Source organism: Pseudomonas sp. C1C7, assembly GCF_013359595.1.
Taxonomy (GTDB): Bacteria; Pseudomonadota; Gammaproteobacteria; order Pseudomonadales; family Pseudomonadaceae; genus Aquipseudomonas.
The window spans coordinates 52,991-77,544 of sequence record NZ_JABFMP010000019.1 but is presented as its reverse complement, the minus strand read 5'-3'; the positions used below and the strand labels follow the sequence as shown (position 1 = coordinate 77,544).

Sequence of the window (24,554 nt, the reverse complement as noted above, 5' to 3'; positions counted from 1 at the left end):
TTTCCATGAGCGATCTCGATCGTTACCTGCAAGCCGCAACCCGCGACAACACCCGTCGCAGCTATCGAGCCGCCATCGAGCACTTCGAGGTGACCTGGGGCGGTTTCCTGCCCGCCACCGGCGACAGCGTCGCGCGCTATCTGGTCGCTCACGCCGGCGTGCTGTCGATCAACACCTTGAAGCTGCGTCTGTCGGCGCTGGCGCAGTGGCATAACAGCCAGGGTTTTGCCGACCCGACCAAGGCGCCGGTGGTGCGCAAGGTGTTCAAGGGTATTCGCGCGTTGCATCCGGCTCAGGAGAAGCAGGCCGAGCCGTTGCAGCTTCAGCATCTGGAGCAGGTGATCGACGGGTTGGAGCAGGAGAAACAAGTCGCCATGGCCGAAGACGATCGTCCCGCGCTGCTGCGCGCCAAGCGTGATATCGCGCTGATCCTGCTGGGGTTCTGGCGCGGTTTTCGTAGCGATGAGTTGTGCCGCTTGCAGATCGAGCATGTGCAAGTCAGTGCCGGCACCGGCATCACCCTGTATCTGCCGCGCAGCAAGAGTGACCGGGAGAACCTGGGCAAGACCTATCAGACGCCGGCGTTGCAGCGTTTGTGTCCGGTGCAGGCGTATATCGATTGGGTCAGTGAAGCTGCGCTGGTGCGTGGGCCGGTGTTTCGCGGGATTGATCGGTGGGGGAATCTGAGCGAGGAGGGGTTGCATGCCAACAGTGTGATTCCCCTGTTGAGGCAGGCGTTGAGCCGGGCAGGGATTGCCGCCGAGCAGTACACCAGCCACTCCCTGCGTCGGGGGTTTGCTTCGTGGGCGCACCAGTCGGGGTGGGACTTGAAGTCGCTGATGAGTTATGTGGGGTGGAAGGACATGAAGTCGGCGATGCGTTATATCGAGGTCAACCCGTTCCAGGGCATGGCCAGGCTCGGTGAAAAAACGCGAACAGTCTGATTGCCCGCGTCATCGTTGACCAACATTCGCGGGCAAGCCTCGCTCCTACGGGGTTGGTGTCGCTCCCACAGGGTTTGCGCCGTCCGCCGGTGAAGAGATCGTTTTCTTCTATTAATACCCTTGGCTAATAGCGAAACCCAATCACCAGCATCAGGTTTGCCAATGAGCCAACCGTCCGTCGAGTGGTTAGAGTGAGCGCCATCAACTTCACAACCCCTGACGGAGAGTCAACGATGCCTATCATCAACAGCCAAGTTAAACCGTTCAAAGCTACCGCCTACAAAAACGGCGACTTCGTACAAGTGTCGGACGCTGACCTGAAAGGCAAGTGGTCTGTGGTGTTCTTCTACCCAGCCGACTTCACCTTCGTCTGCCCGACCGAACTGGAAGACCTGGCTGACAACTACGACGCATTCCAGAAGCTGGGCGTCGAGATCTACAGCGTTTCCACCGACACTCACTTCGCTCACGCTGCCTGGCACAACACTTCGCCAGCCATCGGCAAGATCCAGTACACCATGATCGGCGACCCGACCCACGTCATCTCCCGCAACTTCGACGTGCTGATCGAAGAAGCTGGCCTGGCTGACCGTGGCACCTTCGTGATCAACCCTGAAGGCCAGATCAAGATCGTTGAACTGAACGATGGCGGCGTTGGCCGTGACGCTTCCGAACTGCTGCGCAAAATCAAGGCTGCCCAGTACGTCGCTGCCCACCCAGGCCAGGTTTGCCCAGCCAAGTGGAAAGAAGGCGAGGCCACTCTGGCTCCGTCCCTGGACCTGGTCGGCAAGATCTAAGTCAGTGACACGCTTCACAGGGCGGACTACCGCACCTACTTAAGTAAGCTGCACCGCCCCTGAAAACGCCCGGGCGAGATTCGCTCGGGCGTTTTTTTATGCAAAGAATTTGATAAAGGAAATCGCCCGTATGTTGGACGCCAATCTTAAAGCCCAGTTGAAATCGTACCTGGAACGGGTCACCCAACCGATCGAGATCGTTGCTTCTCTCGACGACGGTGCGAAATCCAGTGAAATGCTCGAACTGTTGAAAGACGTTGCCAGTCTTTCCAGCCAAATTACCTTGCTCGATAACGGTGACGATGCACGCAAGCCATCGTTCTCGATCAATCGCCCAGGCCAGGACATCAGCCTGCGTTTCGCCGGCATCCCGATGGGCCACGAATTCACCTCGCTGGTGCTGGCCTTGCTGCAAGTCGGCGGCCACCCATCGAAAGCCAGTGCCGAAGTGATCGAACAGATCCGCTTGCTCAAGGGCGAGTTCAACTTCGAGACCTACTTCTCGCTGTCCTGCCAGAACTGCCCGGACGTGGTCCAGGCGCTGAACCTGATGGCGGTGCTGAATCCGAACATTCGCCACGTCGCCATCGACGGCGCGGTGTTCCAGGCCGAAGTCGATGATCGCAAGATCATGGCGGTGCCCAGCATTTACCTCAACGGCGAAGTGTTCGGCCAGGGCCGCATGGGCCTGGAAGAAATCCTCGCCAAGATCGACACCAGCGGCGCCGAGCGTCAGGCCGAGAAAATCAGCGCCAAGGATGCCTTTGACGTGCTGGTGGTCGGCGGTGGCCCGGCCGGTGCTTCGGCAGCGATCTACGCGGCTCGCAAAGGCATTCGCACCGGTGTCGCGGCCGAACGTTTTGGCGGTCAGGTGCTGGACACCATGGCCATCGAAAACTTCATCTCCGTGCAGGAGACCGAAGGGCCGAAACTGGCCAGCGCCCTGGAAGAGCACGTCAAGCAGTACGACGTCGACATCATGAATCTGCAGCGTGCCACCAAGCTGATCCCGGCGAAAAACCCGGGCGAGTTGCACGAAGTGCACTTCGAAAGCGGCGCCAGCCTGAAAACCAAGGCGCTGATTCTCGCCACCGGTGCCCGCTGGAGAGAAATGGGCGTACCGGGCGAGCAGGAATACAAAGCCAAGGGCGTATGTTTCTGCCCGCACTGCGACGGCCCGCTGTTCAAGGGCAAGCGCGTGGCGGTGATCGGCGGCGGCAACTCCGGCGTCGAAGCGGCGATCGACCTGGCGGGTATCGTCAGCCATGTCACGCTGCTGGAATTCGACAGCAAGCTGCGCGCCGATGCGGTGCTGCAACGCAAACTGTTCAGCCTGCCCAACGTCAATGTCATCACCAGCGCGCTGACCAGCGAAGTGAAGGGTGACGGCGAGAAGGTGAGCGGTCTGGTCTACAAGGATCGCGATTCGGGCGAGTTCCACACGGTCAGCCTCGAAGGCATTTTCGTGCAGATCGGTTTGTTGCCTAACACCGACTGGCTCAAAGGCACCGTCGAGCTGTCGCCTCGCGGCGAGATCATCGTCGATGCCCGTGGCGAGACCTCGCTGCCGGGTGTGTTCGCCGCCGGTGACGTGACGACTGTGCCGTACAAGCAGATCGTGATTGCGGTGGGCGAGGGTGCGAAGGCTTCGCTGAGTGCGTTCGATCACCTGATCCGCACTTCGGCGCCGGCATAAAGGCAGGGCTGAAAAACACAAAACCCCATGAGTGATCATGGGGTTTTTTGTGGGTGGATCTTTTGATTTTCAGTTACAACGGTGCAGGCTGAATGATTTCAACCCAATATGCATCCGGGTCCTTGATGAACGCCAGGCTCTTCATGCGGCCATCGCTCAGGCGCTTCTGGAAATCGCAGCCCAGCGCTTCGAAACGCTCGCAGGCCGCAACGATATCCGGCACCGAAATGCAGATATGACCAAAGCCGCGCGGGTCGGTGTTGCCGTTGTGGTAGGCAAAATCCGGGTCGTTCTCGGTGCCGTGGTTGTGGGTCAGCTCGAGGATGCCGGGGATCGACTTCATCCACTCGGTACGGGCGGTTGCGTCGGCCGGGATCTGTGCCTTGTCGACCAGTGCCAGGAAGTACAGGCTGAATTCCGCTTCCGGGAAGTCGCGCTTTTCCACCAGGGTGAAACCGAGGATGCGCGTGTAGAAATCCAGGGACTTGGTGATGTCCTTGACCCGCAGCATGGTGTGGTTGAAGACAAACTTCTGGGTCGCGGCGTCAGGCTGGGCGGTTACGCCGGGGAAGGTGTTCAGTTCTTGCAGGCTCATGGGCCCTCCGAAAATAAGCGGGGCGATTGAATGGCGACAATGATACGCAAGGGTTGGGGCATCACCAAAGCAAAACCGTCGGCTATTGCCTGACAGTCGGTCGGAGCTCAGACTTCAGGCTTCAATAGCTGAGTGTTCATTGAAATGATTCGATTCGCTCCATCGGTTTTTGTTCTCGCAGGCGCGCTGTTCGCCGCCGTCAGTGCTCACGCTGAAGACCCGGTCATGACCTGGCCTGCAGGCTGGCAAGTTGAAGAAATAGCGCAAGACAACGCAGCCTCAAAGGTCTCTCGCCAGCGCGCAGTGAAAAACGATCAAAGTGGCACGCCGGTGATGGTCATGGAGTTGACCATGACACAGGTGCAGAGCGGACATCAGGTGAATCTTGAAGGTGTCTTGATGGAAATGCGCAAGTCCGTGCAAAAGGACTTTTTCCAGGGCGGCTATCAAAGTGTCTGCAATCGCATTCATCCCGCGACCTTGAGCCGTTTATCGGCGCTGGAAACCACTTGCACCATCACTCAGAACGGTCGGCATGTGCTTTCGCAAACTTTGGTGGCGGCGGTGGATGCCGATAAGGCCTACGTTCTTTCGTACGCGGGGCAGGCCGAGGCTTATAAGGCGAGTCAGGATGAAATAGAAACAGCTCGTAACGCTTTGAAACTTTAGTTGAAACACTTTAGTAGCTGCAGGCTTTGCACCTATGGGGAAATGTTTAGATACCCAAAAGGATTAAGCACAAAGTTGATCTTCAAGTAGCGAGTTGATCCGCCAGTATCGTTGCATTTGTATGGTATTCATGAAAAAGCCCTGCATTCGCAGGGCTGTTTTTATAGCACGGGGATTTAGCCGCGCAGCCAGGAATCAACGGTACCGGCACCGTATTGTTCCTTCCATGCCTTCAGGCCGCGATGATTGCCGCCCTTGGTTTCGATCAGTTCGCCAGTGTGCGGGTTTTGATAAACCTTGACCACGCGTGCACGGCGGGTTTTAGGCGCTGCGGCCTGCTGCAGACCGGATTTGGCCGGATTCGGGTCGAGAATGGCGATGATGTCGCGCAGGCTCTTGCCGTAGGTTTTCATCAAGCTCTGGAGCTTTTCTTCGAATTCGATTTCTTTCTTGAGCCCGGCATCGTTCTTCAGGGATTCAAGCTGCTTGAGCTGCTCTTGAAGGGCCTTTTCAGCTGCACGAAATTCAGCGAGTCTGGACAATATGATTACTCCAATAGTGTGTTTGGCTGAAACCAACCGCAAACAAAGCTATAAGCCAAAGCCTTGAAGCGACTCTGTGATTAAATCGCTTACCCGCTAAATTACCGCAGGCATGGAAAAAATTGTAGTTGTTAATTCACCCAGAGTAAATCATGTCTTTTTTTTCATGTAACAGGACGCCGTATTTCGATTCGAATCGGAGCGTTTTATGGTGGTCTCGTCGCTTGAGTCCATCCCTTAATCGACACTTAATGCACTAATGAACTCAGCGCCAGGCATCGGACGGCCGTACAGATAGCCTTGCAGGAAGTTAACGTTATGTGCGGTCAGGTAATCACTTTGTTCCTGGGTCTCTACACCCTCTGCAACCATTGCCAGGTCGAGCTTTAAGGCAAGTTCGATGACGGTATCCAGAATATGCCCGGACAGCGCGTCGACTCCGATCATGGCAACGAAGCTCTGGTCGATTTTCAGATAATCCACATTGAATTGGCGCAAGTAACCCAGGCTTGAATGACCGGTGCCGAAGTCGTCGATGGCGATCTTCACCCCAAGCTCGCGCAACTGCTCGAAAAGCTGATGGGTGAGGGGAGTGGGTTCGATCAGTTCACGTTCGGTCAGCTCGAGCACCAGATGGATGGAACCGGGCGCGAATTGCGCGAGGAATTCCCGGCAATCGCTGATGAGTTCCAGGTCCTGGCAATGGCTGGCGGTAATGTTGATGCCGATATGAAAGGGCTCACGGAATGACGCAGACAACGGCCCGAGCAAGACCGCCGTCTGCTGCATCAGGGAGCGGGTCATCGGCACGATCAGCCCGGAATGTTCGGCAAAGGGAATGAACAGGTCAGGACGCACCAGGCCTTCTTTGGGATGATTCCAGCGCATCAGCACTTCGGTGCCCGAGACTTTCTTCGTATCGCCATGCACCACGGCCTGGAAGTAAGGAACGAACTCCATGGCCTCCATCGCGCGTTTCATTTCATGGGTCGGAGACGTCGAACGCATCTGCAGCAAGTGCCCGATCAGCGCGGACACGGCACCGAAAAAGATCAGCAGGCTGAACAGCGCCGGGTATTCGCTGCTCATGTAGCGCCAGGTCTCGCCCTCGGGAAAACCGGCCTTTACGCCAAAGGCATACCGCGAAGAATCAAGTTGGGTTTGTGCAACCGGAAAGTCGGGCAGGGCGCCTTCATGAAACTGGTTGTCGGCGGATAGCCAATTGGGCCCGACTTGCAGTACCAGCAAGGTATGGCTGCCGATCATGCGCAACACGTTACTGAGGTGATAACCGTCCAGGGTGCTCATCGCACCGCGTTTACCTTCGCCCAGTCGATACACCAGGAAAGCCGTATCCGGCGTGACCGGGTTGCCCTTCATCAACAACAGCCGGCCGCCGTCGTAGTTGCCGGAGGAAGTCTTTTCGTTCACATCGCCAAACAGCGAGCTGCAATAAATCGTGTCGTCCCAGACCAGATTGGTAGAGCGCACGAAAGGACGCCGGGTGACTTGTTCACGCAAGGCAAAATTAACGTCGAGGCAGCGTTGCCCGGCCAATGGCAGTAGTTCGCGAGCGGACTGGGCGGTGTTGTCCAGCATCAGTTCGAATTGTTGAATCGCTTCTTCGGCCGTATGTTCCGCGCTGTGCTTGAGTGCCCGTTCAGCCTGCATGTAGAGAATCACGACACCGAGCACTACCGGAAGCAATCCACTTGCGAGGGTCACCGCCCTCCTGATGCTGCGTTTGCGCGATTTTGCTTTCAGTGGCATCTGTGCAACCTGTGGCGATGAAGTAGGGCTCTTGAATGCTGGCGGCGAAAAACGCCCTCCATGAAGAGATCAAGTTGCAGCCATGATAGTTGGCCGCCGTTAGTTGTGCCGTTCATCTGTAGTCAAGCCGTTGCGCAAGTTTGATGAAGGCCAGGGCCGCCGGTGACGCCTGGCGCTGGTCGAGCACCGCCAGTCCGATCTGCCGGGCGACTACCGGGGAGAGTGGTTTTTTCACATAGCGGCGCTCGTCGTGCTCGGGCAGCGAGCTTTCGGCGACCACGGTCAAGGCGTCGCCACGGCCCACCGTATCCAGCGTGCTCAGCAACTGCGAGCAGCGAAAGCGGATGTTAGGCGTCAGCCGCGCGCCATGGAACAGCCGTGACACCAGCTCCGACGAGCCGGCTTCGGTCAGTACGAACGGGTCGTGACACAAGTCGCTCAGACTGACGCTGTCGCGGTGGGTCAGCGGATGATGGGCAGGCAGCAGCGCGACCATCTGATCCTCGAGCAATGCCACCGTGTCGAAGCGCTCGTCAGGCAGCACCACAAAACCGATGTCGATACGCCGCTCCTGCAGCCACTGGATCACCTGACGGTCCGGGCCTTCATCGATGTGCACTTCGATCCCGGGATGAGCAGCGCGGTATTGCTTGAGAATCAATGGGAGCAATTTGATCGACGAGGTCGGGCCGAACGAGCCGATGCGCAACGTCCCGCGCTTCATGCCCCGGGCATCCGCCGCTTCCTGGCGCAAGGTGTTGGCAAGGCCGAGCATGGCCCGTGCACGCAGCAGAAGCTGCTGGCCGATGTCGCTCAGTTCGACCTGGGTTTGATGGCGGCGCAGCAGTTCCACGCCCAATTCCCGCTCCAGGGATTTCAACGCATGGGACACCGCGGACTGGCTGATGCCCAGGCGCTGGGCCGCTGCCGTGAAGCCGTTGAGTTCGGCGACGGTGGAGAAGATCTCCAGTTGGGTGAGGGTCATGAGTGTTTACTCATTTTACGATGACTGGGTATTAGCCAAATCATACGTCACCCAATGGAATTTCAATGTAGGACGTTTCCGATGATTTGCGAGAACAGCCCGACCCGTTCCTCTGATGTGCCGGTGTATCTGAAGCTGGCGGTGGTCACCATGATCTGGGGCGGCACCTTCGTCGCGGGGCGGTTGCTGGCGGACAGCCTTAGCCCGCTGTTTGCCGCGAGCCTGCGGTTTTTGCTGGCCAGCGTGGCCTTGCTGCTGTTCCTGCTGATGGCCCGCGTACCACTGACCCGGCCCAGCCCACGGCAATGCCTGCAACTGGCGATCCTCGGCTTCTTCGGTATCTATTTCTACAACCTCTGCTTCTTTTATGGCCTGCACTACATCAACGCTTCGCGGGCATCGCTGATCGTGGCGCTCAACCCGGCGGTCATCGGCCTGGCTTCATGGCTGCTGTTCAGGGAGCGTTTGAGCCGGGCGAAAGTCATCGGCATCGCAATCTGCATCGCCGGCGCGAGCGTGGTGATCGTCAGTCGCAACCCGCAACTGCTGGCCGACAATGCCGATGCCTGGATCGGCGATCTGCTGATTTTCGGTTGCGTGCTGGGCTGGGGCGTTTATTCGCTGTTCTCCAGAGAGCTCAACCACAGCCTGGGGCCGGTGCAGACGGTGACCTGGTCGATTCTGCTGGGCACCCTGATGCTCTGGGTCACCAGTGCGATTCGTGGCGAGTTGAGCGTCACTGCACTCACCAATCTTGGTGCTCAACAGTGGCTGAGCCTGCTGTATCTGGGCGTATTGGGTTCGGCGCTGGCCTACATCGCCTATTACGACGGCATCCGCAAAATCGGCCCGACCCGCTCCGGCGTGTTCATCGCTCTGAACCCGCTGACCGCGGTGATCCTCGGCGCGCTGTTGCTCGACGAACAGCTGACCCTGGCGATGTACCTGGGAGGAGGGCTGATTCTGCTGGGGATTTTCCTGTGTAATAAACCCCTTGCTTCGGTGTCGAAAAAGGGGATTTCATACAGAAGGCGGACAAACTGATTTACGCTGTGTAGAATCAGGTTACGCATACAAGAATACGTCTTCCGGCAACGGAAGCTTCGCCCGCAAGAGCCTTGGGTCGACCATGAAGTTATTAGGGTTTCAATTGATCTACGGTGATTTCCTCGCCCGCAGCGTGCGGGGCATTTCCTGCGCGCCACCCGCCGGTCTCAGCATCTCCAGCAACTAACCTTCAGTTAATTGACCAGAATGATGAGGCGCCAACCATGGCAGATCTATACGAAAACCCAATGGGCCTGATGGGCTTCGAGTTCATCGAATTCGCATCGCCGACCCCCAACACCCTGGAGCCGATCTTCGAGATCATGGGCTTCACCAAAGTCGCGACCCACCGTTCCAAGGACGTGCACCTGTATCGCCAGGGCGCGATCAATCTGATCCTCAACAACGAACCCCACAGCGTTGCTTCGTACTTCGCCGCCGAGCACGGTCCGTCGGTGTGCGGCATGGCGTTCCGAGTCAAGGATTCGCAGAAGGCCTACAAGCGCGCGCTGGAGCTCGGCGCCCAGCCGATTCACATCGAAACCGGCCCGATGGAACTGCACTTGCCGGCGATCAAAGGCATCGGCGGAGCGCCGCTGTACCTGATTGACCGTTTCGGTGAAGGCAGCTCGATCTATGACATCGACTTCGTTTACCTCGAAGGCGTTGAGCGTCACCCGGTTGGCGCGGGTCTGAAAATCATCGATCACCTGACCCACAACGTGTATCGCGGCCGCATGGCCTACTGGGCGAATTTCTACGAGAAATTGTTCAACTTCCGCGAGATTCGCTACTTCGACATCAAGGGCGAGTACACCGGCCTGACCTCCAAGGCCATGACCGCGCCGGACGGCATGATCCGCATTCCGCTGAACGAAGAATCGTCCAAGGGCGCGGGGCAGATCGAAGAATTCCTGATGCAGTTCAACGGTGAAGGCATCCAGCACGTGGCGTTCCTGTCTGATGACCTGGTCAAGACCTGGGATCACCTGAAAAGCATCGGCATGCGTTTCATGACCGCACCGCCGGACACCTACTACGAAATGCTCGAAGGTCGCTTGCCGAACCATGGCGAGCCGGTAGGCGAACTGCAGGCGCGCGGCATCCTGCTGGACGGTTCGTCGGACGCGGGCGACAAGCGTCTGCTGCTGCAGATTTTCTCGGAAACCCTGATGGGGCCGGTGTTCTTCGAGTTCATTCAGCGCAAGGGCGATGACGGCTTCGGTGAAGGCAACTTCAAGGCGCTGTTCGAATCCATCGAGCGTGATCAGGTTCGCCGAGGTGTGTTGAACGCCGAATGAGCATGAATAAAAAAACCGGTCATTGACCGGTTTTTTTACATTCAGGGTTTGCGTTGCCGCATCAAATGCTTGAACCCTTCAAACACCAGCACCACCACCGCGAGCCAGATCGGGATGTAGGTCAGCCATTCCCCGGCCTTGATGCTTTCTCCCAGCAACAACGCCACGCCGAGCAACAGCACCGGCTCCACATAGCTCAACAGACCGAACAGGCTGAAGGGCAGCAAGCGGCTGGCGATGATGTAGACCACCAGCGCCGAGGCGCTGATCAGGCCCAGCAAGGGGATCAGCCACGTCAGGGCAGGGTACTGATCGAACACGCCGAAACCCTGTTCGCCGCCGTGCACAAACCAATACGCAACCGGCAGCATCAGGGTCATGTCCACCCAAAGCCCGCCAAGGTTATCGGTCTTCAGCCATTTGCGTACCACGAAATACAGCGGGTAACCGATGACCACCACCAGCGTGGCCCAGGAAAAACCGCCGACCTGATACAGCTCATTGATCACGCCCAGGCAGGCGAAGAACACCGCGATTTTTTGCAGGTACGACAGCCGTTCGCCGTAGGCGATGCGCCCGGTCAGGACCATGGCCAACGGCAACAGGAAATACCCCAGCGACACGTCAAGGCTGTAGCCATTGAGCGGCGCCCACATGAACAGCCAGAGCTGTACGCCCAGTAACGCCGCGGACACGACCAACATGCCAAGCAACTTAGGCTGTGCGCTGAACCGACGCAGCAGGTCCACCACGCGCCGCCATTCACCGGACACCACCATGAACACGGTCATGCAGGGCACGGTCAGCAGCATGCGCCAGCCAAAAATCTCCACGCCGCTCAAAGGGGTGAGCAGCGAGGTGTAGTAATACATGACGGCAAACAGCACCGAGGCTGAAACCGATAAAGCGATGCCTTTAGACAAACTGTCCTCGCGAAGTCGAACGTAAAACGGGGTGCGGAGGATACGTGGTTTTTGTGCTGAATATTGGCCGGATGATCAATATTTACAACATCTTCAATCGCTTCCTCTGTAGGAGCTGTCGAGTGCAACGAGGCTGCGATCTTTTTCAAGGAAGGATCAAAAGATCGCAGCCTGCGCCAACTCCTACAGGGGATGGGGTTTACGCCCCGACACGAAATGGCTCACATCATTGAACCCCGGTGTCGAAGCATGCCCCGGTGTCACCAGCGAATCGATAAACGCCTCATCCTCAGCCGTGATTTTCACCGCCCGCGCCTTAGTGTAGGCATCCCACTGCGCTTCGGTACGCGGACCGACGATGGCCGAGGTGACAGCGCGGTTGTTGAGCACCCAGGCAATCGCGAACTCAACGATGCCCACGCCACGCTCCTGCGTGTACTGCTGAATCTGCTGAGCGATGCGCAGGGATTCAACGCGCCATTCGGTTTCCAGAATGCGCTTGTCCGCGCGCCCGGCGCGGCTGTTGGCGTCAGGTTTCACATCCGGCGCGTATTTGCCGCTCAGCACGCCACGGGCCAGCGGGCTGTAAGGCACCACCCCCAGGCCATAGTTTTGCGCGGCGGTGATCTGTTCGGTTTCAGCCTGACGATTGACGATGTTGTACAGCGGCTGACTGATGACGGGACGGTCGACACCCAATGCATCGGCCACGCGGATGACTTCGGCGATGCGCCAGCCACGGTAATTGGACAGGCCCCAATAGCGAATCTTGCCCTGGCGAATCAGATCGCCAATTGCTGACACCGTGACCTCCAGCGGCGTGTTGTGGTCTTCGCGATGCAGGTAGTAGATGTCCAGATAATCGGTGCCCAGGCGCGCCAGGCTGGCCTCGATGCCATTGAAGATGTGCTTGCGGCTCAGGCCACTGCGATTGGGCACACCGTCCACCGGACCGAAACCGACCTTGGTGGCCAGTACCCACTCGTGGCGGCGACTGGCAATCGCTTCGCCGACGATTTCTTCGGAACGACCCTGCGTATAAACGTCGGCGGTATCGATGAAGTTGATGCCCTGGTCCCAGGCCTTGTCGATGATCCGCAGGGAGTCTTCGGTGCTGGTCTGTTCGCCGAACATCATGGTGCCCAGGGTCAGCGTGGAAACCTGCAAACCCGAATGACCCAGCGTGCGGTAGCTCATATGGAAATCCTTTTGCCTGTGGGAAAGGCTCAATCAAATACCAGAAAGGTCCGGCGTATCAAAATGAATTATCTGCACCAGAGGGCAGACCTGTGAGCCATGCAGGGGGGGCGGGGTGCGCGGCATAGAGTTCGCGCATTTTTCTCATGTCGCGCATGAACCAATCGTTCATCCATTGTCTGTACTGATGCTGGATCGCTTGATGCTGGTGAGGGTGAGTGAGGCTCTCGACCACGGCATGAGCGGCCATCATGCCCGACATGATCGCCTTGAGTACGCCGTGGGAGGTTCCTGGATCCAGCACTGAGGCCGCATCACCCACGATGAAATACCCGGGTCCGGCGCATTGATGGCAGGCCCGCCAGGTCACATCCGCGCCACGAGCCCTGGAGAGTTGATGCAAGTGTGTAAATTGTGAAGGCGGTTTCAGATTGGATCGGGCGGGAGTGAAGTTCAGTCGGGTCCAGGCATAGGAGCCGGCGCCGATTTTCGCCAGCCAGCACCAACCGTCCTCGTCCGCCATGATATGGGGGGCCTCATCACACACCGCCGATGCACCCTTGCCATAGCCATACGTTGCCAACAGTGGACCGGAAAACGCCGGGCGCGCCAGTTTCAGTTGCCGCGCCAGCCAGCCCTTGGCACCGCTGGCGTCGATGACATGTAAACCCTGGAAAACCCCCTGGTCTGATTCAACGCCGACCACGGCGTTGCCGCGACAAATGATCCGGGTGGCCTGGCAAGGTCTTGCGACGCACACACCCAGGGCCAGGGCGCGATCGAGTAAAAGCTCATCGAGCAAGCGTCGAGGAATCTGAAAGCCGCGCCATGCAGCGTCAGGCTGGCCCCCGAAAGCGCTGAACCGTGGCGTGGCGCCCCAATGGACCCAGTTTCCGCTGTGACGAATGAACCCGCCTGACTGCAAATCGGCCAGTCCCAACTGCAATAACAGCGGTTCTATGCCCGGCGGCAAGGTTTCACCCGGGCGATCACGGCACATCGCCGACTGTTCGAGCAACGCCACGCTCAAACCCTGTTGTGCGCAGAAAATCGCCGCCGCACTGCCTGCCGGGCCGGCACCGATGATCAACGCGTCATGACGGTTCAATCGGATGCACCCGCCAGCAACTGCCTTCACGTTTGATCAGCACTGTGGTCGGATCCAGAAACAGCTCCACCATTTCAACCACGATGGCATGGCGCTTGGTGAAATCATGGGGTGGGGTCGTTGTAGCAGGAATGTCATTTTTATAGATTCGGTAGCCATGGATGGGGGCTTGCAACACGGCGCCTGTCGCTGACTCTGCCTGCTCCAGGAGGGCGTCGGGGCGTTCGACTTTCCTGAAGGACAAAACCGACCACGCGTTTTTTTCCTGTCGGGTCGTCGCGCCCAGCGACTTGAATGCGTTGTGCATCGACAGGATTCGCCCTTGGTAATCCGTGTCGCTGGTTTGTGCGATGCGTTGCAGGGACAACTGACCGGCGAGCGCGCTTTTCGTGAAATCGGTGAACTCGTAATGGGTGTATTCAACAACTTGTTTGCCATCGGGCTGTTCCAGCAAGCGGGGGCGAGGGGTGCCGTCCCAAGCGCCGATTTCTTCATCCGTCAACGGAATGATTGGGACCCACCCGATGGTTGGCTCAAAAGCTCTTGTGTTATCGGGCGATACGGCGGGCCAATAACCGCCGATTGAAGCGCAGATTCTGACGTCTTCGGTAAAAGGGCTGCCCAACTCATAAGCGCAGAAGAACGTGGGGTTGAAACTGTTGCCACTGATCTCCCAGCCCGGGCTGAAAAAACCTGCCGCGGCATAACACAGCCATGATTGACGGCGGGTAGACGCGACGTCATCCAGACGGCACGGTTGCGCGTTGTCCAGCTCGTGCGAGACGGCGGCCGTAATGCCTTTATCGTCCGGCCGGAAATGGTCTCCCTTCAATCCCGGATTTCCAGCCGCTCGCCTGTCGGAAAGCACCCTTGGATTTGCGCCAAAAAAAGGTTGGGGAAATGACTGTCGATTGCTCCATTCAAGCAATGACCGTTGATCGTACTCAGGGTAGAAATCCGGTGCGGCAGCGAGTGAGTAAGCGGCCACGCTGTCCATCTGTTCGGGGAGTTGTTTGCACGTCGCTCTAACCCAACCTTCGGCGGTGTAATCGATAAAATGCAGGGCCCTGTAGTTACCATCCTTGACGATCTGCAAGACATCCGGCTCCAGATTGAGGTCCTGTATCGAGCCATCGTCACGCTGTTTGAATCGTCGGTTGATGATGTATCCACCATAGGAGGGATTGGGCGGAACGAAAAAAAACAATCTCTGACCTTCATGCACGGCTTCTTCCACCAGTCGAGGCTTGACGACCGGCATTAACAAGCCTTTGCCAAAAGTCTGTTCGTCTGCCCATTGCACGAGGTCATCGGTGATCACGAACGGGGGTTTGGAGAGGTCCGGCTGCCCGATGGTGGCGATGGGGAACTTGAGATGAAACTGACGGATTTTCTCATTGATATGAAAAGTCTCCAGATCGATCTTCAGATCCAGATCAGCCAGACATTCCGGCCCGTCGAACAACTTGTGCAGCGGCACCCAGAACCTCAGGTCTTCATCTGCGGGTTGAACTGGCCACGGTCCAAAGCCAGGGTCAGCGCCGGATTTCTCCATTGCGATAAAGGCGTAATAGCGCGCCGGGGTCACGCAGAAGGCCTGCGGGTCGTTCTCCAGCCAAGGCAAAAAGCCGCGCCGCGCCGGGTCATAACGCGCTGGCGCCGTGCCTACGCGAGCAATTCCGGTACGGGAGAAACACAGGTCGGCGTGTTTTTCATGGCCGGTGTCCGGCCCAGGCCGGTACTCGGCGGCGAACACCACGATCGCCAGCTTCGTGCCGTCGCCGGCTTGCTGTTGCAGCTCGGCCAGCGATGGCGGTCGCACGCCATAGACGTAGTTCAACACCTGCTCTATTTCCCCGGCTGTGGGGAACAGCTGGAGCGGTTCACCGTCCGGGGCCGTGGTGACGTTGGGCGATGCGAGCGCGTGGTACAAAAGGCTGCGGGCAGGGCTTCGCGCCTCGATTGCGCGTTGGCCATTCAAGGAAAAATCCTCGAAGCCCTTGACGCTTCTGTCCACTGATAAAGGTTTGTTCAACTCAGCCGCCAGAGGGCGAGCCTTGATGTCGAGTCCATGCTGCAACAGCAGCGCGTGCCAACCGTTGTCGGTGGCCAACCGATTGCAAACCGCTTCGACGCCTGTGAGTAAATCCATGCTGTTTTCCCGCCCGAAGATTTCAGTTCTCACAAACTCGGGCTCATCTCCATGAATTCAAGACAGCGGAGTCCGACAACGTTGTGACGCAACATTTCAGGCTAGCGCAGGAGGGCGGGCACGCCAGATCGACTATCAGATCTAATAGGCGCCGGAACAACAGGTGACCGGCGCCCTTTAGCATCACTGGTTGCGTAACGTGCGCGTCATGCGCAGCGCCAGCAGGCTCCCGCAGACAATCACCCCCGCCAGCAGGTACAACGCGGCATCGGTCGAACCGGTGCTGTCCTTGACCCAACCCACCAGGTACGGGCTGAGAAAGCCCGCCATCTGCCCCATGGAATTGATCAACGCCAGCCCACCCGCCGCCGCGCCGGCGCTGAGCATGGCGGTCGGCACCGGCCAGAACATCGGCAGGCCGGTGAGGGCGCCCATGGTTGCGAGGGTCAGGCCGAGGATGGCGATGGCGGGGTTGGCGGCGAAGTTCACCGCGATCAGCAGACCCAGCGCGCCCATCAGCATCGGCACTACCAGATGCCAACGGCGCTCCTTGCGCAGGTCTGCCGAGCGGCCGACCATCAGCATGAACAGCGCCGCCAGCAAGTAGGGAATCGCACTCAACCAGCCGATCACCAGGTTATCGCTGAAACCCAGGTTCTTGATGATCGACGGCAGCCAGAAGTTGATCGCGTAGACGCCACTCTGGATGCAGAAATAGATCAGACCGAAAGCCCAGATCGCCGGGTTCTTGAACACCGCCAGCAGTGAATCGGAGGTTGTTTTCGGTTTGTTCGCCAGGTCCTGCGCGTGGTCGGCTTCCAGCACCGAGCGCTCGAACGGCGTAAGCCATTTGGCGTTGGCGTAATTGTCGCTGAGCAGGAAGTAGGCCAGCGCCCCAAGGATCACCGTCGGAATGCCTTGCAGCAAAAACATCCACTGCCAGCCCGCCAGACCACCTTGGCCGGCGGCGAAGTGGTTGAGGATCCAGCCGGAAAACGGGCTGCCCAGCAAACCGGACACCGGGATCGCCGACATGAACAGCGCCATGATGCGGCCCCGGCGGAAGGTCGGGAACCACTGCGAAAGATAAAGCACCACGCCGGGGAAGAACCCGGCCTCGGCGGCGCCGGTGAACAGACGCAAGGTGTAGAACTCGGTGGGTGTGGTGACAAACAGCAGGCAAGTCGACAGTGTGCCCCAGGTGATCATCATCAGTGCGATCCAGCGTCGCGGGCCGAATTTGGTCAGGGCCAGGTTGCTCGGTACGCCGCACAGCACGTAGCCGATGAAGAAGATCCCGGCGCCGAGGCCGTACACGGTTTCGCTGAATTTCAGTGCGTCGAGCATCTGCAGCTTGGCAAATCCAACGTTCACCCGGTCGAGGTAGTTGAACAGGTAGCAGATGAAGATGAAGGGAATCAAACGCAGGGTAATGCGTTTGTAGACGGCATTTTTTTCGTCAACGATGGCCTGGGTAGCAGCGGCGCTCTGTGACATGGCGGGCTCTCTCTTTATTATGATTTTTTGCGATGCAACGGGTAACGTTGATCGCCCTGAGAGTCTCGGCCACCCTCGTGGTCGCTGTCTTTGTGCCTGAGCACAGGGTTTGTCACCAGGCCCTGTGCGGGTGAACAACCACGCTTGCAAGGATTCCCCCATGTTTGAACTCGATCACGACCTGGCGCAGGACATCGTCGACCGGGCGATGGCCATCCTGCCGTACAACGTCAATGTCATGGACAGCCAGGGGTTGATTCTCGGCAGCGGCGAGCCGGAGCGCATCAACACCCGCCATGAAGGTGCGCAACTGGTGCTGGCCAACGGCCGCGTGGTGGAGATCGATGCGCAGACGGCGATTCATCTCAAGGGCGTGCAGCCGGGCATCAACTTGCCGCTGATGCTCGACCAGCGTTTGATCGGCGTACTGGGCATCACCGGCGAGCCCGACCAGCTACGCACCTACGCCGCCCTCGTGCGCATGACCGCCGAAATGCTGGTGGGCCAGCGCAACCAGCAAGCCGAACAACAATGGCGCCGACAGCGTTGCGATGATCTGCTGGCGTTGTTGCTCAGCGAGGGCGGGGATTCGCCTCGGCTGATCGATGAAGCACAACAGCTCGGGCTCAAGCCGCAAATGACGCGGGTGCCGTATCTGTTCGAATTGGGGATGGAGCACGGGCCAGGGCAAACGGTCGAGGCACTCAGTGCCTGGTTGACATCGCGCTACCCCGATAGTTGGTGCGTGAGTTCGGCCACGTCGTCATTGCTTTGGTGTCGACCGGCGCATCAGACGATCGAGCACGATCGCTTGCTGGAAAAACTCGATGGCCTGGGTTGGCACATCTTGCGCATTGCGGTGGGTGGGCAGGCCGATGGCTTGTCGGGTTTGCGCCGTTGCTATCGGCGAGTCGCAGACTTGCTGGCCTACGGTCGCGAAGTGTTGCCCCGTTCACGATTGCTGTCGCTCAATCGCTATCGATTGCCGGTGATGCTCTGGCGCCACCGCAATGACGATGCCCTGGACGAGCTGCTCAACCCCTTGCGCAAAGTCATCGCCAAGGACAGCAACGGCCAGTTGCTGGCGACACTGCGCAGCTGGTGCGACCACGACGGCCAGAGCCAGGCCTGCGCCGACGCACTGGGCATTCACCGCAACAGTTTGCGCTATCGCATGGAGCGCATTGCCGAACTCAGCGGCGTCGACCCACTACGCCTGGATGGCATGCTCGCCCTGTACCTCGGCGTCCAGCTCCTTGCGCAGACTGACCCTGTCCCGTAGTCAAATCTTCCTGTAGGAGCTGCCGAAGGCTGCGATCTTTTGATTTTTCAGGATCAAGATCAAAAGCTCGCAGCCTTCGGCAGCTCCTACAGGGGACAGGGATTATGTGAGTTCCGGTTTTGTGGAAATGAACAATAATCCTCAATGCCGCTTGTGCAGCGGACCGGCGTTATTGCGCGTGCCGGCTGGCAGCATGAGGGCAATGGAACTGGAGAATTCCCATGAAAATCGTGATAGCCCCTGACTCGTTCAAAGACAGCCTCAGCGCTCAAGGCGTGGCCGATGCCATTGCCCTCGGCCTGGCAGAGGTCTGGCCCGATGCGCAATTGATCAAATGCCCGATGGCCGATGGCGGGGAGGGAACGGTGGAGTCGGTGCTGGCGGCGTGCGATGGCCAGCTTCGGCATGCGCAAGTGCGAGGTCCGCTGGGTACGACGGTCCAAGCCGCCTGGGGTTGGTTGCCCCACAGTCACACCGCGATCATCGAAATGGCCGAAGCCAGTGGCTTGCAATTGGTCCCGGTCGACCGGCGCGATGCCTGCATCAGCAGCACCTTCGGCACCGGCGAACTGATCAGCGCGGCACTGGATGCCGGTGCACAACGCATCATCCTCGCCATCGGCGGCAGCGCCACCAATGACGGTGGCGCCGGGGCCATGCAAGCCCTGGGCGTGAAACTGCTCGATGCCCAAGGCCAGACCCTGGCACCGGGCGGCCTCGCGCTCACGCAACTGTTGCGCATCGACCTGAGCGACATCGATCCTCGAGTGGCCAATGTGCGTTTCGACATTGCCGCCGATGTGAACAATCCGCTATGCGGTCCCCACGGCGCATCAGCGATTTTCGGCCCACAAAAAGGCGCCTCGCCCGAGCAGGTCCAGCGACTGGACCATGCGCTGGGACACTTCGCCGATCACTGCGCGAAGGTGTTGGGCAAAGACGTGCGCGACGAGCCGGGCAGCGGTGCCGCCGGCGGGTTGGGCTTTGCCGCCAAGGCGTTTCTCGGTGCGCAGTTCTTGCCTGGGGTGGAAGTGGTGGCTGAACTGGTGGGCCTTGCAGAAGCGGTCGAAGGCGCCGATCTGGTCATCACCGGCGAAGGGCGATTCGATGCGCAGACTTTGCGTGGCAAGACGCCGTTTGGCGTTGCGCAAATCGCTCGCGAAAAGGGCGTGCCGGTGATCGTCATGGCCGGCTCTCTGGGCGAGGGTTATCAGGATCTGTACGCCCATGGCATCGATGCCGCGTTTGCTTTGGTAAGCGGACCGATGACGTTGGAGCAAGCCTGCGCGAATGCACCGCTGCTGTTGCGAGAACGAGCGAGCGATATCGCGCGAGTGTGGCGGATGGCAGCGTTACGCGATCCCCTTTAGGAGCTGCTGAAGGCTGCGAGCCTTTGACACGAAGATGTGCCGCCCTCCAACCCCAGCTGTATGTATAGGTAACCACCTGTCAACTTTGACAGTATCGAGACTCTACAAATGCGTGCTTAATCTGCCACAGGCTTCAACTGGACCGGCAGAACGACAGGGCGTTTTTTGCAGTGCCTCCCGTAGTTGATCGCGCTGCCAGGCAGTCATGGCTGAATACCCAATCTACTGGAGAATTCGAAATGGCAGTCTCGCTAAAGCAAGTCAAGGCACAGCAAACACGGGATGACTACAGGGCGTTGCGTGCAAAACGAGCCCGTGAGCAACCCCGACAGGTCATGGCCGATCTTGCTCCACCGGATCTGACGGGCAGCATGGCAGACCCCGCTGATGGCACACTCAAAGGGCCGATGCTCAAGGGCGGCTTGTCGGCAAAGCTAGTCTGGTGGGACAACTTGCCTGATGTCGATGGTGATGAGGAAACAGTGAAGTTGTACTGGGCAAAGGGGCATGATCCTGATGACTCGAGCCTGCCGTACAAGGAAGTCGATTCCGAAACGTATACAGTCCCGAACTACCCGGCGTTGCCAAGAGACATGAAAGTGCCTGCTGACGAACTGCTGCCCGACGGTCGTTACACGCTTAAATATTCAGTCATGGATTACAAGGGAGATGTGTTTTGGTCGACACCGGTCCAGGTGATTTGTGATCAGACGGCACCACGAGGGCCGACTCAACCAGAACCGGATGCGATGACCTTCCCGAATACGGTCATTACCGATGCCAACGTCGACTCAGTGGTGGGGACGATCCCCCCTTATGTAGTCCACAATGACGCAGACACGGTTATCTACGGTTGGGAACGCGTCCTTCCGCCAACGCCCGAGGACCTCCCTTATAAGGGTCCAGTACCAGTACCTCCACTACAAACGGTCACGTTTGATGCTGACCATATCAAGGCAGTGGGTGACGGAAACTGTTTCGTCTCGTATGCATTGTTCGATAAGGCCTTGAACAGAAGCAGTTTCGCCGCCTATGCGAGAGTGCACGTCGCTTTGGGTGCGTTGCCCGCCAACCTCCATTTACCCGAAGTTCCGTTATCCGAAGATGGCCTCGACATCGAGGACGCCATCGCGGGCATCTGGGTGCTTATAGCTTTGTACGACAACTGGAAGCCAAGGGATGAAATTGAAGTCACTTGGGGCGATACGGTTCTAGAAGCTTTCCCGGTCGGCCCAACCCCCGGTGCCGAACTGAAATTTCCAATGCCTGCCGCAACGCTGCAAAAGGAATATGGCGACGCCACTGGCGACAAAAAAACCAATGTCAGTTATCGAGTATTGCGCGGCGGCGCGCCTTTCGGTGGGGTTCAGGCCATCCAGGTCGACGTCAATTTCGAGTTCAAGGTCGGGCCACCGCGGCCTCTCCCTGACATCGACTGGCCGAATCCGGTCAACCCTGATCTGGACCAGGGCACTGTGACCAGCTTCTCAAAAGAGGTGAACAAACTGGTGCCGGCGGATGAAGGAAAAGACGCCGAATTTACCTTCAAACTTTATGGGCCAGTCAATGATGGCGAAACCATCAAATTTTACTGGGCCGGCATTCATATGCCGGAGGCGGATAAGACCGTCGATGGTGAGTCGGAGGGAGAAGAAATCACCGTAACGGTTTTATGGAAGTACATCCTGCAAGCGAACAATGATCCGAATTTAAAGATGTATTACCGAATTGGCAGCCCTGATTCACCTAACGAACAACAATCGCCGGACAGAAGCGTCAACGCCAATGCCGTTGTGCTGCGTCCCGAGGCCGCGAAGTTCAATAAGGTGAACGGAGCGGGCTGGCTGACGTGCCCATCCCTGGAAGGACCGGACCACGCCATCGTGGTCAATGTCCCTGACCTGAGCCAATGGCTCGAGCCTGGTGATACCGTGAATATGAAATGGTGGGCGCTTCCCGGTCGCACCGGTGATCCTGCTCCCATTCCAGGCACGACATTAGACGCACCAATCACTCTCACGGATGACAACGGTGCTTTTCCTGTCACAGGCTTTCAATGGCGGGTTGCTCCACCTCAGACCTATGTCCTGCCGACTTACGTTGATGAAAACGATAAGGATGGTAGAGGTCGGGTCACTTATAACTTCACATTGAATGGAGTTTCGGTTACTTCAAACGTGCTGCAAGCCAACGTCGGCATGCATGAGGCGACCCAACCGGGTACTTGCCCGCTTCCACCACCCCGAGCCAAGTAGTTGCCAGTCTGGTGGAGTCGGATGAAAGCCGACTCCACTGGGCGAGATTGTTCTGACGTAGCGCAGGATTAGTCCTACATATTTTGATGAAAGCTGCCGCTAATCTCGCCCCCTTTTGCAGGTTCATACAGGTTCTTCAGAAAAATTTGACGGGACCTGAACGCTATGCCACGACCCTTCCAAAGGTGGACTCATGTCAGCAACTCACTCGTTCAGTTTGACCCCATTGGCGCATTTACTTAAATCCATCGCGATCGCGCCAGTATTGCTCTTCAGTCAACAAGCGCTGGCCTTGGCGCTGGTGGGTGGCGAAACAACCATCGGACCGACGCAGCCACTCAACACCTATGAGCTCAGTGTCGGTGCCATCCTGAACGCAAATGGCGCGACGACTTCGCAAATCTCCGCCGTGGGTGCTTCAACTGTGAATCTCAATAATACGAGCGTGAGTGCCACGGGTTCGGCCAATGGGGTGGTGTTGGTCGCCAGTAGTGCGAATATCAGTAACAACAGCAACATCACCAGCAGCACCACCGGTTTAAGCCTGGGGCGTGACACAAGTACCAATACCGGCTCGCAAGCGCAGGTCAGCGACAGCCAGATCAGCGGTGCGCTGCGGGGAGCGCTGATCAGTGCCGCGAGTACATTGACGTTGGAGCGAAGCACACTGTCCGCCACCAATGCCACCGGTGTGGGGGCGTCCATGGTCGGTGGCAAGCTTTCCACCACTCGCAGCACGATAGCCGGTGGCTTGAATGGTATTCAGCTTCGACCGAGCGGTGCATTGGCCGCCGACAATAGCGTTGTACTGGACCAGACCCGTGTCGAAGGTCTCAGTGGGGCGGCAATCGCCATCAACGGCGCGGCACAGACCAACACCGAACAAACCCATATCGTCGTCAAGAACGGCTCTTCCCTGGTGGGCGGCAACGGAGCGATTCTGGAAGTCAATAACGGTGCCAGGGCGGACTTTCAGGTCGACAACAGTGCGTTGCTGGGAGATGTCATTGTCGATGCCAGCAGTTCGGCGAGCGTGACGTTGGATAACAGTGCGTCATTGACAGGGCGGCTTGAAAATGTTGGATCTCTGGCCGTCAACAACGGCGCGAAATGGGTCATGACGGGCGCTGGTGACATTGCCAATCTATCGATGAATAACGGCGGGACGATCCAGTTCGGTAGCCCGACGGACTTCTACAAGTTGTCGGTCGGCAACCTGATCGGAACCGGTGGAATCTTCATCATGGATGCCAACTTTGTCACGGGCCAGGTCGATACCCTGGAAGTCACGGGCAACGCCACGGGCAATCACAAGGTCGCCATGGGCAGCAGTGGTGCCGAGCCCACTGTCGCAGGTGATATCCCAGTCATACGTATCGCCAGTGGTGATGCCACATTTTCACTGTTGAATGGCCCGGTGGATCTGGGCGCATTTTCCTATGACTTGACCCAACAGAACGCCAATGAATGGGTTCTCAATTCGCAAACCAAGGTGATCAGCCCGGGAACACAATCGGTGATGGCTCTGTTCAACGCTGCGCCAACGGTATGGAACGCTGAGCTGAGCACGTTGCGTACCCGCATGGGCGAAGTGCGCAGAGATCAAGGCAAGTCGGGTGGCTGGATTCGCGCTTACGGCAACAAATTCAACGTCAGCGCCAGCTCAGGCCTGGGCTACGAGCAAACTCAGCAAGGTTTGTCCTTCGGTGCCGATGCGCCGTTGCCGATCGAAGGCGGTCAATGGGTGTTTGGCTTGCTGGGCGGTTACAGTCAGTCGGATCTGAACATTGGCCAAGGCACCAATGGCACAATCGATAGTTACTATGTGGGTGCCTACACCACTTGGCTGGACCCAGAGAGCGGTTATTACTTCGACGGGGTGATCAAGTTCAACCGTTTTCAGAATGAGTCCGATGTGCGGCTCAGCGATGGGACAAAAACCAAGGGCGACTACCGAAATAATGCGGTGGGCGCGTCACTGGAGTTGGGCCGGCACATCGCTCTGCGCGACGGCATCTTTATCGAGCCCTACGGCCAGTTGGCGGGTGTGACGATTCAGGGCAAGCACTATGACCTGGATAATGGCCTTGCCGCTGAAAACGATAGAACCCATTCGCTACTGGGAGAGCTGGGTGCCACCGCTGGTCGCAATATTGATCTGGGGGAAGGCAAAGTCGTGCAGCCGTACATTCGCGCGGCCTATGTGCATGAGTTCGCCAAAAACAACGAAGTCAAGGTCAATGGCAACGCGTTCAATAACGATCTGCAAGGCTCCCGTGGCAAACTGGGCGCCGGTGTATCGTTGTCATTCACAGAAAAGACGTCGATGCACGTGGACCTCGATTACAGCAATGGCGAACATATTGAACAACCGTGGGGTGTCAATTTCGGCGTGCGTCATTTGTTCTAAAAGGCGTTGGGAAG

General features: G+C 58.1%; 19 protein-coding genes. 10 read left to right on the top strand and 9 right to left on the bottom strand.

What is annotated here, in order from left to right:
- The first annotated feature begins 5 nt into the window (after positions 1-5).
- From HNO86_RS17010 to ahpF, 3 genes are all read left to right on the top strand, one after another.
- The gene (locus HNO86_RS17010) at positions 6-944 is read left to right on the top strand and encodes a site-specific integrase (RefSeq protein ID WP_175378102.1); all 939 of its coding nucleotides are present in this window, start codon (positions 6-8) and stop codon (positions 942-944) included.
- 233 nt (positions 945-1,177) lie between these two features.
- On the top strand, positions 1,178-1,741 hold the full coding sequence (gene ahpC, locus HNO86_RS17005) for an alkyl hydroperoxide reductase subunit C (RefSeq protein WP_095194743.1): 564 nt from the start codon (positions 1,178-1,180) through the stop codon (positions 1,739-1,741).
- Positions 1,742-1,871: 130 nt separating this feature from the next.
- Positions 1,872-3,437, top strand: coding sequence for an alkyl hydroperoxide reductase subunit F (gene ahpF / locus HNO86_RS17000; protein ID WP_175378101.1), 1,566 nt, complete (start codon positions 1,872-1,874; stop codon positions 3,435-3,437).
- Between the two features lie 73 nt (positions 3,438-3,510).
- Here ahpF and gloA read toward each other — a convergent pair whose 3' ends face one another.
- The gene (gene gloA, locus HNO86_RS16995) at positions 3,511-4,032 is read right to left on the bottom strand and encodes a lactoylglutathione lyase (protein WP_175378100.1); all 522 of its coding nucleotides are present in this window, start codon (positions 4,030-4,032) and stop codon (positions 3,511-3,513) included.
- 144 nt (positions 4,033-4,176) lie between these two features.
- On the opposite strand from gloA, the gene HNO86_RS16990 reads away from it, so the two are divergent.
- Positions 4,177-4,701 (top strand): DUF4946 domain-containing protein, encoded by a 525-nt coding sequence (locus tag HNO86_RS16990; RefSeq protein WP_175378149.1) that lies wholly within the window; start codon positions 4,177-4,179, stop codon positions 4,699-4,701.
- Between the two features lie 176 nt (positions 4,702-4,877).
- Here HNO86_RS16990 and HNO86_RS16985 read toward each other — a convergent pair whose 3' ends face one another.
- The 3 genes from HNO86_RS16985 to HNO86_RS16975 form a co-directional block, all read right to left on the bottom strand.
- Complete coding sequence (locus tag HNO86_RS16985; RefSeq protein WP_175378099.1) at positions 4,878-5,243, bottom strand: histone-like nucleoid-structuring protein, MvaT/MvaU family; 366 nt, start codon at positions 5,241-5,243, stop codon at positions 4,878-4,880.
- 237 nt (positions 5,244-5,480) lie between these two features.
- Entirely contained in the window at positions 5,481-7,013 is a 1,533-nt protein-coding gene (locus tag HNO86_RS16980; RefSeq protein WP_175378098.1) for a cyclic diguanylate phosphodiesterase, read from the bottom strand.
- 112 nt (positions 7,014-7,125) lie between these two features.
- Complete coding sequence (locus tag HNO86_RS16975) at positions 7,126-7,998, bottom strand: LysR family transcriptional regulator (protein ID WP_175378097.1); 873 nt, start codon at positions 7,996-7,998, stop codon at positions 7,126-7,128.
- A gap of 81 nt (positions 7,999-8,079) precedes the next feature.
- Here HNO86_RS16975 and HNO86_RS16970 point away from each other — a divergent pair, with 81 nt between their 5' ends.
- Positions 8,080-9,042, top strand: coding sequence for a DMT family transporter (locus tag HNO86_RS16970; protein WP_175378096.1), 963 nt, complete (start codon positions 8,080-8,082; stop codon positions 9,040-9,042).
- Between the two features lie 227 nt (positions 9,043-9,269).
- The gene (gene hppD, locus HNO86_RS16965; protein ID WP_175378095.1) at positions 9,270-10,346 is read left to right on the top strand and encodes a 4-hydroxyphenylpyruvate dioxygenase; all 1,077 of its coding nucleotides are present in this window, start codon (positions 9,270-9,272) and stop codon (positions 10,344-10,346) included.
- A gap of 41 nt (positions 10,347-10,387) precedes the next feature.
- On the opposite strand, the gene rarD is transcribed toward hppD, so the two are convergent.
- The 5 genes from rarD to HNO86_RS16940 form a co-directional block, all read right to left on the bottom strand.
- Entirely contained in the window at positions 10,388-11,269 is an 882-nt protein-coding gene (rarD, locus tag HNO86_RS16960; protein ID WP_175378094.1) for an EamA family transporter RarD, read from the bottom strand.
- Positions 11,270-11,452: 183 nt separating this feature from the next.
- Positions 11,453-12,466, bottom strand: a complete 1,014-nt coding sequence (locus tag HNO86_RS16955; protein ID WP_175378093.1) for an aldo/keto reductase — start codon at positions 12,464-12,466, stop codon at positions 11,453-11,455.
- 58 nt (positions 12,467-12,524) lie between these two features.
- Positions 12,525-13,556, bottom strand: a complete 1,032-nt coding sequence (locus tag HNO86_RS16950; RefSeq protein ID WP_256672663.1) for an NAD(P)/FAD-dependent oxidoreductase — start codon at positions 13,554-13,556, stop codon at positions 12,525-12,527.
- Between the two features lie 4 nt (positions 13,557-13,560).
- Complete coding sequence (locus tag HNO86_RS16945; RefSeq protein ID WP_175378091.1) at positions 13,561-15,726, bottom strand: hypothetical protein; 2,166 nt, start codon at positions 15,724-15,726, stop codon at positions 13,561-13,563.
- 183 nt (positions 15,727-15,909) lie between these two features.
- Positions 15,910-17,223, bottom strand: a complete 1,314-nt coding sequence (locus HNO86_RS16940) for an MFS transporter (protein WP_175378090.1) — start codon at positions 17,221-17,223, stop codon at positions 15,910-15,912.
- Between the two features lie 160 nt (positions 17,224-17,383).
- Here HNO86_RS16940 and HNO86_RS16935 point away from each other — a divergent pair, with 160 nt between their 5' ends.
- The 4 genes from HNO86_RS16935 (at position 17,384) to HNO86_RS16920 (ending at position 24,540) form a co-directional block, all read left to right on the top strand.
- Complete coding sequence (locus HNO86_RS16935; protein ID WP_175378089.1) at positions 17,384-18,505, top strand: sugar diacid recognition domain-containing protein; 1,122 nt, start codon at positions 17,384-17,386, stop codon at positions 18,503-18,505.
- A 221-nt stretch (positions 18,506-18,726) separates the two neighbouring features.
- The gene (locus tag HNO86_RS16930) at positions 18,727-19,875 is read left to right on the top strand and encodes a glycerate kinase (protein ID WP_175378088.1); all 1,149 of its coding nucleotides are present in this window, start codon (positions 18,727-18,729) and stop codon (positions 19,873-19,875) included.
- Between the two features lie 239 nt (positions 19,876-20,114).
- Positions 20,115-22,130 carry a hypothetical protein gene (locus HNO86_RS16925; RefSeq protein ID WP_175378087.1) on the top strand — a complete coding sequence of 672 codons (2,016 nt, stop codon included), beginning with the start codon at positions 20,115-20,117 and terminating at the stop codon, positions 22,128-22,130.
- 193 nt (positions 22,131-22,323) lie between these two features.
- Positions 22,324-24,540: an autotransporter outer membrane beta-barrel domain-containing protein gene (locus HNO86_RS16920; protein ID WP_175378086.1), complete on the top strand. Its 2,217-nt coding sequence runs from the start codon at positions 22,324-22,326 to the stop codon at positions 24,538-24,540.
- Positions 24,541-24,554 lie beyond the last annotated feature (14 nt).

Bases quoted from the DNA above. Each gene is read 5' to 3' on its own strand.
- HNO86_RS17010 (WP_175378102.1), top strand. From the start codon at position 6: ATGAGCGATCTCGATCGTTACCTGCAAGCCGCAACCCGCGACAACACC.
- ahpC (WP_095194743.1), top strand. From the start codon at position 1,178: ATGCCTATCATCAACAGCCAAGTTAAACCGTTCAAAGCTACCGCCTAC.
- ahpF (WP_175378101.1), top strand. From the start codon at position 1,872: ATGTTGGACGCCAATCTTAAAGCCCAGTTGAAATCGTACCTGGAACGG.
- gloA (WP_175378100.1), bottom strand. From the start codon at position 4,032: ATGAGCCTGCAAGAACTGAACACCTTCCCCGGCGTAACCGCCCAGCCT.
- HNO86_RS16990 (WP_175378149.1), top strand. From the start codon at position 4,177: ATGATTCGATTCGCTCCATCGGTTTTTGTTCTCGCAGGCGCGCTGTTC.
- HNO86_RS16980 (WP_175378098.1), bottom strand. From the start codon at position 7,013: ATGCCACTGAAAGCAAAATCGCGCAAACGCAGCATCAGGAGGGCGGTG.
- HNO86_RS16975 (WP_175378097.1), bottom strand. From the start codon at position 7,998: ATGACCCTCACCCAACTGGAGATCTTCTCCACCGTCGCCGAACTCAAC.
- HNO86_RS16970 (WP_175378096.1), top strand. From the start codon at position 8,080: ATGATTTGCGAGAACAGCCCGACCCGTTCCTCTGATGTGCCGGTGTAT.
- hppD (WP_175378095.1), top strand. From the start codon at position 9,270: ATGGCAGATCTATACGAAAACCCAATGGGCCTGATGGGCTTCGAGTTC.
- HNO86_RS16955 (WP_175378093.1), bottom strand. From the start codon at position 12,466: ATGAGCTACCGCACGCTGGGTCATTCGGGTTTGCAGGTTTCCACGCTG.
- HNO86_RS16945 (WP_175378091.1), bottom strand. From the start codon at position 15,726: ATGGATTTACTCACAGGCGTCGAAGCGGTTTGCAATCGGTTGGCCACC.
- HNO86_RS16940 (WP_175378090.1), bottom strand. From the start codon at position 17,223: ATGTCACAGAGCGCCGCTGCTACCCAGGCCATCGTTGACGAAAAAAAT.
- HNO86_RS16935 (WP_175378089.1), top strand. From the start codon at position 17,384: ATGTTTGAACTCGATCACGACCTGGCGCAGGACATCGTCGACCGGGCG.
- HNO86_RS16930 (WP_175378088.1), top strand. From the start codon at position 18,727: ATGAAAATCGTGATAGCCCCTGACTCGTTCAAAGACAGCCTCAGCGCT.
- HNO86_RS16925 (WP_175378087.1), top strand. From the start codon at position 20,115: ATGGCAGTCTCGCTAAAGCAAGTCAAGGCACAGCAAACACGGGATGAC.
- HNO86_RS16920 (WP_175378086.1), top strand. From the start codon at position 22,324: ATGTCAGCAACTCACTCGTTCAGTTTGACCCCATTGGCGCATTTACTT.